Annotated in this window: 15 protein-coding genes; 14 read left to right on the forward strand and 1 reads right to left on the reverse strand. The window is 51.7% G+C overall.

The window, feature by feature from the left end; all coding sequences use genetic code 11:
* The first annotated feature begins 101 nt into the window (after window positions 1-101).
* From pxpB to nei, 5 genes are read left to right on the forward strand one after another with little or no spacing between them, the layout of a single operon-like run.
* On the forward strand, window positions 102-767 hold the full coding sequence (pxpB, locus tag ACMV8I_RS00505) for a 5-oxoprolinase subunit PxpB (RefSeq protein ID WP_498863287.1): 666 nt from the start codon (window positions 102-104) through the stop codon (window positions 765-767).
* Entirely contained in the window at window positions 761-1,690 is a 930-nt protein-coding gene (gene pxpC, locus ACMV8I_RS00510) for a 5-oxoprolinase subunit PxpC (protein ID WP_498863288.1), read from the forward strand. The genes pxpB and pxpC overlap by 7 nt, the downstream gene beginning before the upstream one ends.
* Complete coding sequence (pxpA, locus tag ACMV8I_RS00515) at window positions 1,680-2,429, forward strand: 5-oxoprolinase subunit PxpA (protein ID WP_498863289.1); 750 nt, start codon at window positions 1,680-1,682, stop codon at window positions 2,427-2,429. Before pxpC ends, pxpA begins: the two co-directional genes overlap by 11 nt.
* Window positions 2,430-2,455: 26 nt before the next feature.
* A complete protein-coding gene (gene pcp / locus ACMV8I_RS00520; protein ID WP_498863290.1) occupies window positions 2,456-3,106 on the forward strand; it encodes a pyroglutamyl-peptidase I in 651 nt (216 codons plus the stop codon).
* The gene (gene nei / locus ACMV8I_RS00525; protein WP_498863291.1) at window positions 3,106-3,900 is read left to right on the forward strand and encodes an endonuclease VIII; all 795 of its coding nucleotides are present in this window, start codon (window positions 3,106-3,108) and stop codon (window positions 3,898-3,900) included. Before pcp ends, nei begins: the two co-directional genes overlap by 1 nt.
* A gap of 94 nt (window positions 3,901-3,994) precedes the next feature.
* On the opposite strand, the gene ACMV8I_RS00530 is transcribed toward nei, so the two are convergent.
* Window positions 3,995-5,281 carry a citrate synthase gene (locus ACMV8I_RS00530; protein WP_498863292.1) on the reverse strand — a complete coding sequence of 429 codons (1,287 nt, stop codon included), beginning with the start codon at window positions 5,279-5,281 and terminating at the stop codon, window positions 3,995-3,997.
* Between the two features lie 952 nt (window positions 5,282-6,233).
* Here ACMV8I_RS00530 and sdhC point away from each other — a divergent pair.
* The 9 genes from sdhC (at window position 6,234) to cydA (ending at window position 18,285) form a co-directional block, all read left to right on the forward strand.
* Window positions 6,234-6,623 carry a succinate dehydrogenase cytochrome b556 subunit gene (gene sdhC / locus ACMV8I_RS00535; protein ID WP_498864679.1) on the forward strand — a complete coding sequence of 130 codons (390 nt, stop codon included), beginning with the start codon at window positions 6,234-6,236 and terminating at the stop codon, window positions 6,621-6,623.
* A complete protein-coding gene (gene sdhD, locus ACMV8I_RS00540) occupies window positions 6,617-6,964 on the forward strand; it encodes a succinate dehydrogenase membrane anchor subunit (RefSeq protein WP_498863293.1) in 348 nt (115 codons plus the stop codon). Before sdhC ends, sdhD begins: the two co-directional genes overlap by 7 nt.
* Window positions 6,965-6,967: 3 nt before the next feature.
* On the forward strand, window positions 6,968-8,734 hold the full coding sequence (gene sdhA, locus ACMV8I_RS00545) for a succinate dehydrogenase flavoprotein subunit (protein WP_498863294.1): 1,767 nt from the start codon (window positions 6,968-6,970) through the stop codon (window positions 8,732-8,734).
* Between the two features lie 20 nt (window positions 8,735-8,754).
* Window positions 8,755-9,471: a succinate dehydrogenase iron-sulfur subunit gene (locus tag ACMV8I_RS00550; protein ID WP_498863295.1), complete on the forward strand. Its 717-nt coding sequence runs from the start codon at window positions 8,755-8,757 to the stop codon at window positions 9,469-9,471.
* Window positions 9,472-9,801: 330 nt separating this feature from the next.
* The gene (gene sucA, locus ACMV8I_RS00555; protein ID WP_498863296.1) at window positions 9,802-12,609 is read left to right on the forward strand and encodes a 2-oxoglutarate dehydrogenase E1 component; all 2,808 of its coding nucleotides are present in this window, start codon (window positions 9,802-9,804) and stop codon (window positions 12,607-12,609) included.
* A gap of 21 nt (window positions 12,610-12,630) precedes the next feature.
* A complete protein-coding gene (odhB, locus tag ACMV8I_RS00560) occupies window positions 12,631-13,863 on the forward strand; it encodes a 2-oxoglutarate dehydrogenase complex dihydrolipoyllysine-residue succinyltransferase (RefSeq protein ID WP_498863297.1) in 1,233 nt (410 codons plus the stop codon).
* A 93-nt stretch (window positions 13,864-13,956) separates the two neighbouring features.
* A complete protein-coding gene (gene sucC, locus ACMV8I_RS00565) occupies window positions 13,957-15,123 on the forward strand; it encodes an ADP-forming succinate--CoA ligase subunit beta (protein ID WP_498863298.1) in 1,167 nt (388 codons plus the stop codon).
* Complete coding sequence (sucD, locus tag ACMV8I_RS00570; protein WP_498863299.1) at window positions 15,123-15,995, forward strand: succinate--CoA ligase subunit alpha; 873 nt, start codon at window positions 15,123-15,125, stop codon at window positions 15,993-15,995. The genes sucC and sucD overlap by 1 nt, the downstream gene beginning before the upstream one ends.
* Window positions 15,996-16,716: 721 nt before the next feature.
* The gene (gene cydA, locus ACMV8I_RS00575) at window positions 16,717-18,285 is read left to right on the forward strand and encodes a cytochrome ubiquinol oxidase subunit I (protein ID WP_498863300.1); all 1,569 of its coding nucleotides are present in this window, start codon (window positions 16,717-16,719) and stop codon (window positions 18,283-18,285) included.
* Window positions 18,286-18,293: the final 8 nt, after the last annotated feature.

Consider the following 18,293-nt stretch of genomic DNA (forward strand, 5'->3'; position numbering starts at 1 on the left):
CGAGTTGACATTGACGGTCTATTTCCCGCATAACTGTTTCCAGTCTAACGAATTTTTTGCGGTTGATTTCGATTACAGCCATCTTTTCTTAGGAGTGTTTTGTGCAACGAGCACGATGTTATCTGCTGGGCGAACGCGCAGTCGTACTGGAGCTTGAGCCGCCGGTCTCTTTGGCCAGCCAGCAACGGATTTGGGGACTGGCACAACGTTTGCAGGACCACAGCGCCTATCCGGGCGTCCGTGAAACCATTCCGGGAATGAATAATCTGACGGTCTTGCTGACCGATGCGCAAGACTCTGCACTGGATGCCATCGAGCGTTTACAGCGCTGGTGGGAAGAGAGTGAGGCTATTGAACCCGAGTCACGCCTGATTGAGATCCCGGTGGTCTACGGCGGCAGCGGAGGCCCCGATCTGGAGTTTGTGGCGCAGCACACTGGTTTGAGCCCGCGTCAGGTGGTCGATATGCACTCCGGCGCTGAGTACATTGTCTATTTCCTTGGTTTCCAGCCCGGTTTTCCTTATCTCGGAGGGATGCCGGAAGCTTTGGTGACTCCGCGTCACGCTGAGCCACGCCTGGCAGTGCCGGCCGGTTCTGTGGGTATCGGCGGTGGACAGACCGGTATCTATCCGCTGATCACCCCTGGTGGCTGGCAGGTGATAGGGTATACATCATTGGTGATGTTTGATCCGCAAAAATCCCTGCCAACCTTGTTATGTCCGGGCGATAAAGTACGTTTTGTACCGCAGAAGGAGGGCGTATGTTAAACATTCTTCGCGCAGGAATATTTACCACCGTGCAGGATTTAGGCCGTAGTGGTTATCGCCAGTTTGGCGTCAGCCAGACGGGGGCGCTGGATGCACCTGCGCTGCGTATCGGCAATTTGCTGGTGGGTAATAACGAAAATGCTGCGGGTCTGGAAATCACCCTCGGCCAGTTCAGTACCGAGTTTAACCGAGCAGGTTGGATTGCGCTTACCGGAGCGGGCTGCCACGCGGAACTGGACGGCAAATCACTGTGGACCGGCTGGCGTTATGCTGTGAAACCCGGTCAGATCCTGAGCATGAAAACCCCGATGCGTGGAATGCGCAGCTATCTGGCAGTATCTGGTGGCATAGATGTTCCTGAGGTGCTGGGGTCACGCAGTACCGATCTCAAAACGGGCTTCGGCGGCCTGTCAGGGCGTCCGCTGCGTGATGGCGACCATCTGATGGTCGGTAAAAAGGGGCTGGAACCGCAGCACTCTCGCGGTGTTAAACAACTGCTGTTCGGCAATCGTATTCGCGCATTACCGGGGCCGGAATATCAAGAGTTCAGTACGGATGCCCGGGACTCTTTCTGGCGCACTTCCTGGCAGCTCAGCCCGCAGAGTAATCGTATGGGTTACCGTCTACATGGTCATGCACTCAAGCGTGATACTGACCGCGAGATGCTGTCGCACGGCCTGTTACCCGGCGTTGTTCAGGTGCCACATGCCGGCCAGCCGATCGTACTGATGGCCGATGCCCAAACCACCGGCGGTTATCCGCGTATTGCCTGCGTGATTGAAGCCGATTTATATAATTTGGCGCAGATCCGTCTTGGCGAACCGGTACATTTTGTTAAGTGTTCACTCGATGACGCGCAAACGGCGCTGCGTGAGCAGCAGCGTTTTATCGACCAGGTCAAATGGGGCCTGCATGGACGTTAAAACCACAGTAGATTTAAATGCCGATCTCGGCGAAGGATGCGCCAATGATGAAGCATTATTGCAACTGATCAGTTCCGCGAACATTGCCTGTGGGTTTCATGCCGGTGACGTGCAGACCATGCGGCAATCGGTCCGTTGGGCGCTGAAATATGGTGTGGCGATCGGCGCTCACCCCAGTTTTCCTGACCGCGAAAACTTTGGGCGCACTGCCATGCAGTTACCGCCAGAGACCGTTTTTGCGCAGGTGGTATATCAGCTCGGTGCTCTGGCCGCGCTCTGTCATGCAGAGGGCGGGGAAATGGTTCATGTAAAACCGCACGGCATGCTCTACAACCAGGCCGCGGCCGACCCTCTGCTTGCTGACGCCATCGCCCGCGCGGTTTGCAGCGTTAACCCGACATTGCGACTGGTGGGCCTGGCTGGCAGTGAATTGATTCGTGCCGGAGATCGTCTTGGTTTGGCAACGCGGCAGGAAGTGTTCGCTGACCGGCGCTACCAGAGTGACGGTACTTTAGTCCCCCGTAGCCAGCCTGACGCGCTGATTGAAAGTGATGAACTGGCCCTGCGGCAAACGCTGATGATGGTTCAGCTGCAGACTGTTATAAGCCGTGACAAGATCAATGTTCCCGTTCAGGCCGATACGGTGTGCCTGCACGGCGATGGCGAACATGCTCTCGACTTTGCCCGCCGCTTGCGAGACGCGTTTCGTGAACAGGATATTTTGGTCAGTGCAGGCTGAGTTTGTTAACAACATAAGGAGAGGCTATGCGTAAAGTTTTGGTTACCGGATTTGAACCCTTTGGCGGCGAACGTCTTAACCCGTCATGGGAAGTGGTGAAGCTGCTGGAAGATCTGGAACTCTCAGGTGTCCGCATTGTGATCCGTCAGCTTCCCTGCGTGTTTGGCAAAGCTATCGAAGCGCTTAATGTGGCGATCGATGAGATTGAACCCGTGATGGTTATTGCGGTAGGGCAGGCCGGTGGTCGGGCTGATTTCAGCGTCGAGCGCGTGGCGATAAACGTTAATGACGCACGTATTCCTGATAACGAAGGCAATCAGCCAGTAGACCTTCCCATCGTTGTTGACGGGCCGTCAGCCTACTTTTCGCAACTGCCGATTAAGGCTATCGTGAATGGATTACGCGATGCCGGTATTCCGGCGTCGGTATCACAAACTGCCGGAACCTACGTCTGTAACCATGTTATGTATGGCTTGCTGCATCGTCTGGCACAGCCGAGTTGTAAAGTAGTGAAGGGCGGGTTTATTCATATTCCCTATTTGCCGGAGCAAGCAGCGGCACACCCGGGCCAGCCGAGCATGTCGGTAAAGACCGTGCTTGAAGCACTTGAACTGACCATCGCGATTGCCCTGCATACTGAGCAGGATCTGCGGGTGGCGGAGGGCGCAACGCACTGATGCCTGAAGGTCCTGAAATTCGCCGCGCTGCCGATCTGTTGGTTCGCGCAGTCGTTAACAAAACACTCACGGAAGTCTGGTTCGCTTTTCCGTCGTTAAAACCCTATCAGTCGGCGCTGCAGGGCACCAAAATCACGGCGATTGAAACCCGTGGTAAGGCGCTGCTGACGCATTTTTCTAATGGTCTTACGCTCTACAGCCACAATCAGCTATACGGTGTCTGGCGGGTAGTCAATGCCGATGAAGCACCTAAAGAAACCCAACGTTCTCTGCGGGTGAAGTTGGCCACTACCGACGCGACGATCCTGCTGTACAGCGCATCGGAGATAGCCATTTATGATACTGCGGGAATAGAAAACCACCCCTTCCTGCAGCGTATCGGACCGGATGTGCTGGATGAAACCCTGACGGTTCTGCAAGTGCGTGAGCGGCTACTTTCACCTAAGTTCCGAAATCGTCAACTCGGCGGTATGCTGCTGGATCAGGCATTTTTGGCCGGCCTTGGGAATTATCTGCGCGCGGAAATTTTGTGGCTGGCGAAACTGCTGCCAACGCATAAGCCTAAAGAGCTGAACGCGTCGGTGCTGGATGTGCTGGCTGATGCCTGTTTGTCCGTCGCGCGGTTGTCTTACTCCACGCGCGGCACGATGGAGGAAAATGTGCATCACGGCGCACTGTTTCGTTTCAAGGTATTTGGCCGGACGGGTAAACCTTGCGAGCGTTGTGGCGATCCGATTGCCAAAGGCAGCATGTCATCGCGACCTTTCTTCTGGTGCCCGGTGTGTCAGGTGTAGAAACAGAACGTTGTGGATACAGAGAATAAAAAAGTGGCACTCGCGAAGGTGCCACTTTTGTTTTTGTTGACCTTTTTTTGTGCAAGGTCAATATTTATTTTTTCAACTGTGAATGGAAATCACGCTTGTCATAGCCGGTATACAGCTGACGAGGACGGGCGATTTTAATACCGTCCTGGTGCATTTCATTCCAGTGCGCTATCCAGCCAACGGTACGAGCCATGGCGAAGATGACGGTGAACATTGAAGACGGAATACCCATGGCTTTCAGAATGATACCGGAGTAGAAGTCGACGTTCGGGTAGAGTTTTTTCTCGATGAAGTACGGGTCGTTCAGCGCAATGTGTTCTAACTCCATCGCCACTTCCAACAAGTTGTTGTCTTTCAGGTCGAGTTCTTTCAGAACTTCATGGCAGGTGTCACGCATAACTGTGGCACGTGGATCATAGTTTTTGTAAACACGGTGACCGAAGCCCATCAGACGGAAAGAATCGTTTTTGTCTTTCGCACGTTTGATGAATTCAGGAATGTGCTCAACACTGCTGATCTCTTCAAGCATTTTCAGTGCAGCTTCGTTGGCACCGCCGTGAGCCGGTCCCCACAGGGAAGCAATCCCGGCAGCGATACAGGCGAATGGATTAGCACCGGATGAACCGGCAGTACGTACGGTTGAGGTGGATGCGTTCTGTTCGTGGTCAGCGTGCAGTATCAGAATACGGTCCATAGCGCGTTCCAGAACGGGGTTCACGACGTATTCTTCGCAAGGTGTCGCGAACATCATATGCAGGAAGTTACCGGCATAGGAGAGTTCGTTGCGCGGATATATGAACGGCTGGCCGATGGAATATTTGTAACACATAGCGGCCACGGTCGGCATTTTTGACAGCAGGCGGTAAGCGGCGATTTCACGATGACGTTCATTTTCAACGTCGATAGAGTCGTGATAGAACGCTGCCAGCGCACCGGTCACGCCGCACAGTACGGCCATGGGGTGGGAGTCACGGCGAAAGCCGTGGAACAGACGAGTGATTTGTTCGTGAACCATGGTGTGGCGTTCGACGATTTTTCTGAAGTCATCGTACTGTTTCTGGGTGGGCACCTCGCCGTACAGCAGCAAGTAGCTCACTTCGAGGAAGTTGGACTCTTTTGCCAACTGATCGATAGGGAATCCGCGATGCAACAAAATGCCTTCATCACCGTCGATATAAGTAATTTTGGATTCACAGGATGCAGTAGAGGTAAAGCCTGGGTCAAAGGTGAACAAGCCTTTGGAACCGAGGGTACGAATATCAATTTCGTCCTGGCCCAATGTGCCGGATAGCACGTCGAGTTCAATAGGGTCTTGACCTTGTAGGGTAAGTGTCGCTTTCTTATCAGCCATTTACAGTCTCCTTAGCGCCTTTATTTTAAAAATCCTCAACAACTTAACAGCCTAAAATGCGACCCTAAATTCCGTCATTATTATGCCGGCGGGCTCTGCGATCGCTTTGATATGAGAGCGTAGAGCGCAATCGTTTTGTGGCTTTAGACCACTATTTGACGGACAAGCAGCGTTTCATCGTTGTTAAAGATCCGATAGATCATTATTTTCTTGTGCTCAAATTATAGACAACTTGCGACGAGTATGAGGGTTTAAGCAATCCCCACTTTTGCATAACTTGGAGTAACAGGGAAGCGCAGATGTGTCTGTCGAAGTCATCACGGAAGTGAGCGAATGGCTAATATGTAATGGAAATGTTGATCCAATGTCAAACTAGATAATTAATTTTATGTCTATTGTGAAAACTGCGAGCCAAATCACTGTTTCGCAGAAATGTGACCAAAGCGTTTGTAGGGGAATTGTAATAGGAATGTGATCGACCTATACTTTCTCGCAGGTCTCCGGATAACCCGAAGTAGGAGCACCCAGCACACCTTCTTTGTCTTTCAAATTACAGCGCTTTTGGCTGCGTGAGTGTACCCTGAACACTTACCTATGTAAGCTTCAAGGGATTTACACACTTACCGTCTGGCAGGAATTTGAAATCGTTCGAAGTATGAAATTCAGTCTACGCGTCTTGATTACAATGGATGTCGTTGTTTGAGCGTATGACGTGAAGGGCTTATGGCTTATTCATGCTCGAAGTGAGTGAGGTTGCAGGAAGGCGGCGATTGAGCAAGTCGTGATGAGCTTACATTAGTAAGTGATTCGTGCGAGCGAGAGCAACGCATCTGTAACCTCAGTCAAGAAAAGGATGATGCTGTCTGAATACCGCCAAGGCCGGAGGAAGGAAAATAATAAGTGCCGTCGTAATCAACGCGCTCGCTGCGATACGAAAGGCTCTATGAGGTGTGTGGGCAAAACCGTGAAAAAACAAAGACCTGTCAACCTGGATCTGCAAACGATCCAGTTTCCTGTTACTGCGATAGCGTCCATCTTACATCGTGTCTCCGGCGTAATTACCTTCGTCGCTGTAGGTATCCTCCTCTGGCTGCTCGGCATGTCTCTCTCTTCGCCTGAAGGGTTTGCACACGCAGCTGAAATCATGAATGGCTTCATCGTTAAATTCATCTTCTGGGGAATACTCACTGCTCTGGCCTATCACGTCTGCGGTGGCATCCGCCATTTGCTGATGGATTTTGGCTATCTCGAAGAGAGTTTGGCTGTCGGTACCCGTTCTGCCCAAGTGGTGTTCGGTTTGACCGTCCTGCTGTCCATTCTGGCTGGAGTCTTCGTATGGTAAACAATGTTTCGGCATTAGGACGCAACGGCGTTCACGACTGGCTGCTGCTGCGTGCCTCCGCGATCGTTATCACTCTGTATATCCTCTATATTATTGGCTTCGTTGTGATTGCCAAGGATATTGATTTTAATGTCTGGCAAGGCTTCTTTGCTTCCTCTATTACCAAAGTATTTACCCTGCTGACGTTGCTGTCGATTCTGATCCATGCGTGGATTGGTATGTGGCAGGTGTTAACGGACTATGTTAAGCCGCTGGCGGTGCGACTGGTGTTGCAACTGGCTATCGTCGTGACTTTAGTGGTTTATCTACTTTATGGAACAATTGTTGTTTGGGGAGCCTAGTTAATGAATCTGCCAGTCAGAGAGTTTGATGCTGTCGTTATTGGCGCAGGTGGCGCCGGTATGCGTGCCGCATTACAGATTTCAGAAACGGGGCAAACTTGTGCCCTGATTTCGAAAGTTTTCCCGACCCGCTCTCATACGGTATCAGCGCAAGGTGGTATCACCGTGGCGCTGGGCAATACCCATGAAGATGATTGGCAATGGCACATGTATGACACTGTCAAGGGTTCCGACTACATCGGTGATCAGGACGCGATCGAATATATGTGTAAAACCGGCCCTGAAGCGATTCTTGAGCTGGAACATATGGGATTACCGTTCTCCCGTCTTGATGACGGCACCATTTATCAGCGTCCGTTTGGTGGCCAGTCGAAGAATTTCGGCGGCGAGCAAGCGGCACGCACAGCGGCAGCGGCAGATCGTACCGGTCACGCGCTGTTGCACACTCTTTATCAGCAGAACCTGAAAAAAGGCACTACCATTTTCTCCGAATGGTATTCACTGGATCTGGTGAAAAATCAGGATGGTGCGATTGTTGGCTGTACCGCAATATGTATCGAAACCGGTGAAGTGGTGTACTTCAAAGCGAAAGCTACCGTGCTGGCGACCGGCGGTGCCGGTCGCATTTACCAGTCCACCACTAACGCACACATCAACACCGGCGACGGCGTGGGTATGGCGTTGCGCGCAGGCGTGCCGGTGCAGGATATGGAAATGTGGCAATTCCACCCAACGGGTATTGCGGGCGCAGGCGTTCTGGTGACAGAAGGCTGCCGTGGTGAAGGCGGTTATCTGCTGAACAAAGATGGCGAACGCTTTATGGAGCGTTACGCGCCGAATGCTAAAGACCTTGCGGGTCGTGACGTGGTGGCACGTTCCATCATGATCGAGATCCGCGAAGGCCGTGGCTGCGAAGGTCCGTGGGGCCCGCACGTTAAATTAAAACTCGACCACCTGGGCCGTGACGTTTTGGAATCTCGTCTGCCGGGTATCCTTGAGCTGTCCCGCACCTTTGCTCACGTTGACCCGATTAAAGAACCGATCCCTGTTCTGCCAACCTGCCACTACATGATGGGTGGTATTCCGACCAAAGTGACCGGTCAGGCACTGCGAGTGAACGAGAAGGGCGAAGATGTGGTGATCCCGGGTCTGTTCGCGGTAGGCGAAATCGCCTGCGTATCCGTTCACGGTGCCAACCGTCTTGGCGGCAACTCGCTGTTGGACCTGGTGGTGTTTGGCCGTGCGGCGGGTCTGCATCTACAAGAGTCGATCAACGAACAGGGTGAAAGTCGTGATGCGTCGCAGGATGATATCGATGTCTCTCTTGAACGTATGAACCGCTGGAACAATACCCGTTCGGGTGAAGATCCGGTGGCTATCCGTAAAGACTTGCAAACCTGTATGCAGCATAACTTCTCGGTGTTCCGCGAAGGTGATGCGATGGCCGAAGGTCTGGAGCAGTTGAAGGTGATACGCGAGCGTCTGAAATTTGCTCGTCTGGATGATACCTCCACGGAGTTCAACACTCAGCGTGTTGAGTGTCTGGAGCTGGATAACTTGATGGAAACAGCCTTCTCAACCGCCGTTTCTGCCAACTACCGGACCGAGAGTCGTGGGGCACACAGCCGCTTTGACTTCCCTGATCGTGATGACGCCAACTGGCTTTGCCATACGCTCTATCAGCCGGAAACCGAAAGCATGACCCGCCGTGAGGTGAACATGCAGCCTAAGCTTCGTGCGGCCTTCCCGCCGAAAGCGCGTACTTACTAGGGCATGAGCTGAGACAAACTATGAGACTCGAATTTTCGATTTATCGCTATAACCCGGACATTGACGACGCGCCGCACATGAAAGATTACGTGCTGGAAGCGGAAGAAGGGCGCGACATGATGGTGTTGGATGCTTTAATGCAGCTGAAAGAGCAGGACCCAACTCTCTCTTTCCGTCGTTCCTGTCGCGAAGGTGTTTGTGGCTCAGACGGCGTCAACATGAATGGCAAAAACGGCCTGGCTTGTATCACGCCAGTGTCTGTTCTACAGAAGGCTGGTAAGAAAATTGTCATTCGTCCTTTGCCTGGTTTACCGGTGGTTCGTGACCTGGTAGTAGACATGGGGCAATTCTATAAGCAGTATGAGAAGATTAAGCCTTACTTATTGAATGATGGGAAAAATCCTCCGGCCCGCGAGCATTTGCAGATGCCGGAAGAGCGCGAAAAACTGGACGGATTGTACGAATGTATTCTTTGCGCCTGTTGCTCAACCTCATGCCCATCTTTCTGGTGGAATCCCGACAAGTTCGTGGGTCCGGCTGGATTACTGGCGGCATATCGCTTCTTGATCGACAGCCGCGATACGGAAACGCAATCGCGTCTTGACGATCTCGACGATGCTTTCAGTGTATTCCGGTGCCACAGCATAATGAACTGTGTCAGCGTATGTCCGAAAGGATTGAACCCGACCAAAGCCATCGGTCATATCAAATCAATGCTGCTACAGCGCGGTGCCTGAGTTCAACAGAGTATACTTAATAGCGGGAACCTGAGTTCCCGCTAAAATTAAGTGAGCTACTGGTAACATATTCGCAACAAGGTGCAACAAAGTTGCTCCTAAGTAGAGTAGGATAGTCAGGGAAGAGATAATTAGGTCAGATCCAGCAGGGCAGCGCCAAAAGACAGCATGTGAGATACCTGCGAGTTTTCTTTTGGAGGTTCCTTGTACGAGCCGCAGGCTCCAGACCAATGAACTGTTTTTGTATGGAAAACCGTCTTACCGCGGTGTAGCACGGTCAATATTATTAACCACGGCGAAAACTAAAGCTTCAAAGCTTAAGGGATCACGATGCAGAACGGCGCAATGAAGGCCTGGCTGGATTCCTCCTATCTGGCGGGTGCAAACCAGTCTTACATAGAACAACTCTATGAAGACTACTTAACCGATCCTGGTTCCGTTGACGATAGCTGGCGTTCAATTTTTAAACAGCTTCCTACAGTGGGTGTTAAACCAGAGCAACTCCATTCTCAAACACGCGACTACTTCCGCCGCCTGGCGAAAGACACTTCACGTTATAATTCAGCCATCAACGATCCACAAACGGATGCCAAGCAAGTTAAGGTGTTGCAGCTTATCAACGCCTTCCGTTTCCGTGGTCATCAGAATGCCAACCTCGATCCACTCGGTTTGTGGAAACAGGACGACGTGGCTGATTTGGATCCGGCTTTCCACAATCTGACTGACGCTGATTTCCAGGAAACCTTCAATGTAGGTTCTTTTGCCATTGGCAAAGAGACCATGCAGCTCGGCGAGCTGTATAAAGCACTGAAGCAAACCTATTGCGGTTCAATCGGTGCTGAGTATATGCACATCACCAACACCGACGAAAAGCGCTGGATACAGCAGCGTATCGAGTCTGTAGCGGGTCGTGCCAATTTCAGCGATACCGAGAAGAAAACGTTCCTGAAAGAACTAACCGCAGCAGAGGGTTTGGAACGTTATCTTGGCGCAAAATTCCCGGGTGCTAAACGCTTCTCACTCGAAGGTGGTGATGCGTTGGTGCCGATGCTCAAAGACATGATCCGTCACGCCGGTAAAAACGGTACGCGTGAAGTGGTGCTGGGTATGGCGCACCGCGGGCGTTTAAATGTCCTGATCAACGTGCTGGGCAAGAAACCGCAGGACCTGTTCGATGAGTTCTCCGGCAAGCATAAAGAACATCTGGGTACCGGTGATGTGAAATACCACATGGGCTATTCGTCTGATGTGGAAACCGAAGGTGGCATGGTTCACCTGGCGCTGGCGTTTAACCCGTCGCACCTTGAGATCGTAAGCCCGGTTGTTATCGGTTCGGTACGTGCGCGTCGCGATCGTCTGGACGAAGCGCGTAGTAATATGGTTCTGCCAATCACTATTCACGGTGATGCGGCCATTACCGGGCAGGGCGTGGTTCAGGAGACTCTGAACATGTCACTGGCGCGGGGTTATGAAGTGGGCGGTACGGTGCGTATCGTCATCAATAACCAGGTGGGCTTTACCACCTCGAACCCGAAAGATGCCCGCTCCACTGAATATTGTACTGATATTGCCAAAATGGTGCAGGCACCGATTTTCCACGTCAATGCAGATGACCCGGAAGCCGTGGCTTTCGTTACCCGTCTGGCGCTGGATTTTCGGAACACCTTCAAACGTGATGTGATGATCGACCTGGTATGTTATCGCCGCCATGGCCATAACGAGGCCGATGAGCCGAGTGCAACCCAGCCGCTGATGTACCATAAAATCAAAAAGCATCCAACGCCGCGTAAAATCTACGCCGACATTCTGACTGAGCAAAACGTCGCCAGTCTTGAAGATGCTACTGAAATGGTCAATCTGTATCGTGATGCCCTCGACGCCGGTGATTGTGTGGTGGACGAATGGCGTCCGAACGACATGCATACCTTCACCTGGTCGCCGTACCTGAATCACGAATGGGATGAAGAGTACCCGAGCAAAGTTGAACCGAAGCGTTTGCAGGAATTGGCACATCGCGTCAGCCATGTACCGGAAGCCATCGAAATGCAGGCACGCGTTGCCAAAATTTATGGCGACCGTAATGAAATGGCTGAAGGCAATAAGAAGTTCGACTGGGGCGGTGCCGAGAACCTGGCTTACGCCACGCTGGTAGACGAAGGTATTCCTATCCGCCTCTCGGGTGAAGACACCGGTCGTGGAACCTTCTTCCACCGTCATGCTGTGGTTCATAACCAGAAAAACGGTTCCGTTTATGTGCCACTGGCAAACATACACAACAGTCAGGGCGAGTTTAACGTCTGGGACTCGGTGTTATCCGAAGAGGCCGTTCTGGCTTTCGAATATGGTTACGCCACCGCAGAACCGCGTACCCTGACCATCTGGGAAGCGCAGTTTGGTGACTTTGCCAACGGTGCTCAAGTGGTTATCGACCAGTTCATCAGTTCCGGCGAGCAGAAATGGGGCCGCATGTGTGGCCTGGTGATGCTGTTACCGCATGGTTACGAAGGTCAGGGTCCTGAGCACTCCTCCGCACGTCTGGAGCGTTATCTGCAACTTTGCGCTGAGCAAAATATGCAGGTTTGCATCCCGTCTACTCCAGCGCAGGTTTACCACATGATCCGTCGTCAGGCGCTGCGCGGAATGCGCCGCCCGCTGATCGTTATGTCACCGAAGTCTCTGTTGCGTCATCCTTTGGCGGTTTCTACGCTGGATGAATTGGCCAACGGCAGCTTCCTGCCAGCGATTGGCGAAGTCGACGAGATGGATCCAAAACAGGTCAAGCGCGTCGTGATGTGTTCAGGCAAGGTCTATTATGATCTGCTGGAGCAACGTCGTAAAAACGAGCAGACCGATGTGGCCATCGTCCGTATTGAACAGCTGTATCCGTTCCCGCACAAGGCTATTCAGGAAGTGCTTGAGAAATTCTCTCAGGTCCATGATTTTGTCTGGTGTCAGGAAGAGCCCCTGAACCAGGGCGCCTGGTACTGCAGCCAACACAATTTCCGTGAAGTGATTCCTTTCGGGGCTTCTTTACGTTACGCAGGGCGTCCGGCGTCTGCCTCTCCGGCAGTAGGCTATATGTCTGTTCACCAGAAGCAGCAGCAAGATCTGGTTAATGATGCGTTAAACGTTAATTAACGATTTTAAGAAGGATTGAGAATGAGTAGCGTAGATATTTTGGTCCCAGACCTTCCTGAATCCGTTGCGGATGCGACGGTTGCCACCTGGCACAAAAAGCCGGGCGACAGTGTAGAGCGCGATGAAGTGCTGGTTGAGATCGAGACAGACAAAGTTGTGCTGGAAGTGCCGGCAAGCGAAGCCGGTATTCTGGAGAGCATTCTGGAAGACGAAGGCGCGACCGTTATTTCCCGCCAGATCCTGGCGCGTCTGCGTCCGGGTAACAGTACCGGTAAGGCGAGTCAGGAAAAAAATTCCGCTAAAGAGTCTACGCCTTCCCAGCGCCACACTGCGGCACTGGAAGATGAGAGCAGCGACGCGCTCAGCCCGGCTATCCGCCGTCTGATCGCTGAGCACTCTCTCGATGCTAATGCCATTAAAGGCAGCGGTGTCGGCGGTCGTCTGACTCGTGAAGATATCGAAGCACATCTGGCTAAATCGGCTAAAGATGCTAAGCCTGCGGCGGATGCAACAACGGCTAAAGCGGCAGTTTCTGCGGCTCCGGCTATTGGCGCTCGCAGTGAAAAACGCGTTCCGATGACCCGTCTGCGCAAACGCGTGGCCGAGCGTCTGCTGGAAGCGAAAAACAGTACTGCCATGCTGACGACGTTTAACGAAATCAACATGAAGCCAATCATGGACATGCGTAAGCAGTACGGAGACGCATTCGAGAAGCGTCACGGCGTACGTCTGGGCTTTATGTCTTTCTATCTGAAAGCCGTGGTCGAAGCGTTGAAACGCTTCCCGGAAGTGAATGCCTCTATTGATGGCGAAGACGTGGTTTACCACAACTACTTCGATGTCAGTATCGCGGTTTCGACCCCACGCGGTCTGGTTACGCCGGTTCTGCGTGATGTAGATACGCTGGGCATGGCCGATATCGAGAAGAATATCAAAGAGCTGGCCGTGAAAGGCCGCGACGGTAAGCTGAAAGTTGAAGAGCTGACCGGCGGTAACTTCACCGTGACCAACGGTGGCGTTTTTGGCTCGCTGATGTCTACCCCGATCATCAATCCACCGCAGAGTGCGATCCTTGGCATGCATGCCATTAAAGATCGTCCGATGGCAGTGAACGGACAGGTTGTTATCCTGCCGATGATGTATCTGGCGCTGTCCTATGATCACCGCTTGGTTGACGGCCGTGAGTCAGTGGGCTTCCTGGTGACCATCAAAGAAATGCTGGAAGATCCGGCTCGTCTGCTGCTGGACGTCTAGTCCCGGCGGATAGAAGCAAAAGAGATCATTAAAATCTGTGGCACGGTTCGCCGTGTCCTGATAAGCCTTACTACTAAGAATGGATAGAACATCATGAATTTACACGAGTATCAGGCGAAACAGCTTTTCCTGCGCTACGGCCTGCCAGCACCAACGGGCTTTGCCTGTTCCACACCGCGTGAAGCGGAAGAAGCTGCGTCGAAAATCGGTGCCGGTCCGTGGGTAGTGAAATGTCAGGTTCATGCCGGTGGCCGTGGTAAAGCGGGCGGCGTGAAAGTGGTTAAAAGCAAAGAAGAGATCCGCACTTTTGCTGAAAATTGGTTGGGCAAGCGTCTGGTGACTTACCAGACAGACGCACACGGCCAGCCGGTAAACCAAATCTTGGTTGAAGCAGCGACTGACATCGATAAAGAACTGTACCTCGGTGCGGTAATTGATCGCAGCTCACGTCGTGTGGTGTTCATGGCGTCTACCGAAGGCGGCGTGGAAATCGAAACTGTTGCAGAAGAAACCCCGCACCTGATTCACAAGATAGCGCTTGATCCTCTGACCGGTCCGCAGCCTTACCAGGGCCGCGAGCTGGCTTTCAAACTGGGTCTGACCGGTAAGCAAGTTCAGCAGTTCACTAAGATCTTCATGGGTCTGGCCGCTATTTTCCTTGAGCGCGACCTGGCGATGATCGAAATCAACCCGCTGGTCGTGACGACAGCCGGTGACCTGATTTGCCTTGATGGTAAATTGGGTGCAGATGGCAACGCCTTGTTCCGTCAGCCAGAACTGCGCGAAATGCGCGACCACAGCCAGGAAGATGCCCGTGAATCTCAGGCAGCGCAGTGGGAACTGAACTATGTGGCTCTTGATGGCAACATCGGTTGCATGGTAAACGGCGCCGGTCTGGCCATGGGTACCATGGACATTGTGAAGCTGCACGGTGGTGAACCGGCTAACTTCCTCGACGTCGGTGGTGGTGCAACCAAAGAACGCGTAACTGAAGCGTTCAAAATTATTTTGTCTGACGAAAAAGTGAAAGCGGTCTTCGTCAACATCTTCGGCGGCATCGTTCGCTGCGACTTGATTGCCGACGGTATCATCGGCGCGGTGGCAGAAGTGGGCGTCAGCGTACCGGTGGTGGTGCGTCTTGAAGGTAACAATGCAGAGCTGGGTGCTAAGAAACTGGCAGACAGCGGTTTGAACATCATTGCAGCGACCAGCCTGACCAATGCGGCTCAACAAGTCGTCGCGGCAGTGGAGGGGAAATAATGTCGATTTTAATCAACAAAAATACCAAAGTGATTTGCCAGGGTTTTACCGGCAGCCAAGGGACTTTCCACTCTGAACAGGCGATCGCCTACGGCACGCAGATGGTCGGTGGCGTTACGCCGGGCAAAGGCGGCACACAGCATCTGGGCCTGCCGGTTTTCAATACCGTGCGTGAAGCAGTGGAAACCACGGGTGCTACGGCATCTGTGATTTATGTTCCAGCACCTTTCTGTAAAGACTCGATTTTAGAAGCTATCGACGCTGGCATTAAGCTTATCATCTGTATCACTGAAGGCATCCCGACGCTGGATATGCTGGTAGTGAAAATGAAGCTTGAACAGAGCGACGTGGTAATGATTGGGCCAAACTGCCCGGGCGTTATTACTCCAGGTGAATGTAAAATCGGCATCATGCCGGGACACATCCACAAGCCGGGCAAAGTGGGTATTGTTTCTCGCTCTGGTACACTGACTTATGAAGCAGTTAAGCAGACTACAGACAACGGTTTTGGCCAATCAAGCTGTGTAGGCATCGGTGGTGACCCAATCCCAGGTTCTAACTTCATCGATATCCTGAAGCTGTTCCAGGAAGATCCGCAGACTGAAGTGATCGTGATGATCGGTGAGATCGGCGGGAACGCAGAAGAAGAAGCTGCGGCTTACATCAAAGCTCACGTGACCAAGCCGGTAGTCGGGTACATCGCGGGTGTGACGGCCCCTAAAGGCAAACGTATGGGCCACGCTGGCGCCATCATTGCCGGTGGTAAAGGTACTGCAGAGGACAAGTTTGCTGCGCTGGAAGCCGCTGGCGTGAAAACTGTTCGCAGCTTGGCCGATATTGGTGATGCAGTGAAAGCCGTTCTGCCGCAATAAATAAACCTACAGTTATTACTTATCATCAAAGGCCACCTACGGGTGGCTTTTTTATTACTGCTATAATATTTAACAACGCATCATTTTAATGAAAACTATTAACAACGCATTAAATGTGAAAAGGGAGTGAAAGGTTAATAACGAGTATTATTACGCGTAACTGGAGATATTTATTTCACCTTGCCGTCACAGTAAATTAACATCCAATCTTTCAATAAAACCTTATTAAACCAATAATTAACAATATTTCGGATTTTTTGAGAAACTGTGAGAACAATATAGAAATAAACAGCGAGATAGGCTTAAATTGCTGTAGATCAATTTTATGGAGTGAGAGTGTTTGGGCTGTTAATTGACCTGTAGATGGAAATTAGATTTAGGTCACGTAAAAACCTATTTATTGTATGGGATTAGTGGCGTAACATTGTGCACCTGTAACATGAGTATCCAAGAATAGGTCTGAGATTGTTAACTTTTCCTGCTCCTCACTACCGTTCGCTGCGGCTGGCCTTGCCGTTTTCCTGCGTCGGCACGAAGTGAGGTTGGGTATCCGGCGTATTTGAACTGATTGATTGTGAAAATCATTGATAGTGAAAAGCGTTTTAAGACAGGTTTTATTTGTTTGGCAGATTTTTGAAATTGGAAGTCATGAGGCGTACCGGCAACCGGTTCGTCAGAGAGTTGCAAGTTGGAGTCTTCCTCCGAGGAGCTAGGGGTCAAGATGTTTGATATCGTTGAACTGTCGCGTTTGCAGTTTGCTTTAACCGCCATGTACCATTTTCTGTTTGTCCCATTAACGCTCGGTATGGCGTTTCTGTTGGCAATTATGGAAACGGTCTATGTGCTTTCTGGCAAACAAATCTATAAAGATATGACCAAATTCTGGGGTAAGTTATTTGCAATTAACTTCGCTCTGGGCGTGGCCACGGGTTTGACCATGGAATTCCAATTCGGGACTAACTGGTCATATTTCTCACATTACGTCGGTGATATCTTTGGGGCCCCGTTGGCCATCGAAGGTTTGATGGCGTTCTTCCTAGAATCCACCTTAGTCGGTTTATTCTTCTTTGGTTGGGACCGTTTAACGAAAGTTCAACACATGACGGTGACCTGGTTTGTTGCCCTCGGTTCTAACTTATCTGCTCTTTGGATCTTGGTCGCCAACGGCTGGATGCAAAACCCGATCGCCTCAGACTTCAACTACGAAACTATGCGTATGGAAATGGTCAGCTTCTCCGAGTTGGTCCTGAACCCGGTTGCGCAGGTTAAGTTCGTTCACACCGTGGCGGCAGGTTATGTCACCGGTGCAATGTTTATTCTGGCTATCAGCTCTTATTACCTGCTCAAAGGCCGTGACGTTGGCTTTGCCAAACGCTCATTTGCTATCGCGGCGAGCTTCGGTCTGGCGGCTGTATTGTCCGTTATCGTACTGGGTGATGAATCTGGTTATGAAATGGGTGACGTACAAAAAACCAAACTGGCCGCGATTGAAGCTGAATGGGATACCCAGCCGGCACCCGCTAACTTCACGCTGATCGGCCTGCCAAATCAGGACAAGATGGAAAATGAATATTCTATTCAAATCCCATACCTGCTTGGCCTGATTGCCACACGTTCTGTCGATACGCCAGTCACCGGTCTGAAAGATCTGATGGCGCAGCATGAAGTGCGTATCCGTAATGGTATGAAAGCTTACAACCTGCTGGAAGAGTTGCGTTCAGGTAATACTGATCCGGCTGTGCGTAGCAATTTCGAAAGCATTAAGCAGGATCTCGGTTACGGTATGCTACTCAAACGCTATACGTCTAACGTCTCCGACGCGACCGAAGCGCAAATCCAGCAAGCGACCAAAGATTCCATTCCACGCGTTCTGCCTCTTTACTTCGCTTTCCGCATAATGGTTGGTTGCGGCTTCCTGATCCTGGCGCTGATCGGTCTGTCATTCTTGACGGTAATTCGTGGCAAGATGGGGCAAAAACGCTGGTTGCACCGAGCGGTACTTTACGGGCTGCCATTGCCGTGGATTGCGATTGAAGCTGGGTGGTTTGTTGCTGAATATGGCCGTCAGCCGTGGGCGATTGGTGAAGTGTTACCGACCGCAGTGGCTAACTCTTCATTAACGGCAACAGATGTGCTGATTTCAATGGGGTTAATTTGCGGTCTGTACACCCTGTTCTTGATCGCTGAAATGTTCCTGATGTTCAAGTTTGCCCGTCTGGGGCCAAGCAGCCTGAAAACTGGCCGCTATCACTTTGAACAACCTTCAGCGCCGCTTGAGCAAGCTCGGTAATAGGGAGT

This window comes from Ewingella sp. S1.OA.A_B6 (assembly GCF_049889095.1).
Taxonomy (GTDB): domain Bacteria; phylum Pseudomonadota; class Gammaproteobacteria; order Enterobacterales; family Enterobacteriaceae; genus Ewingella.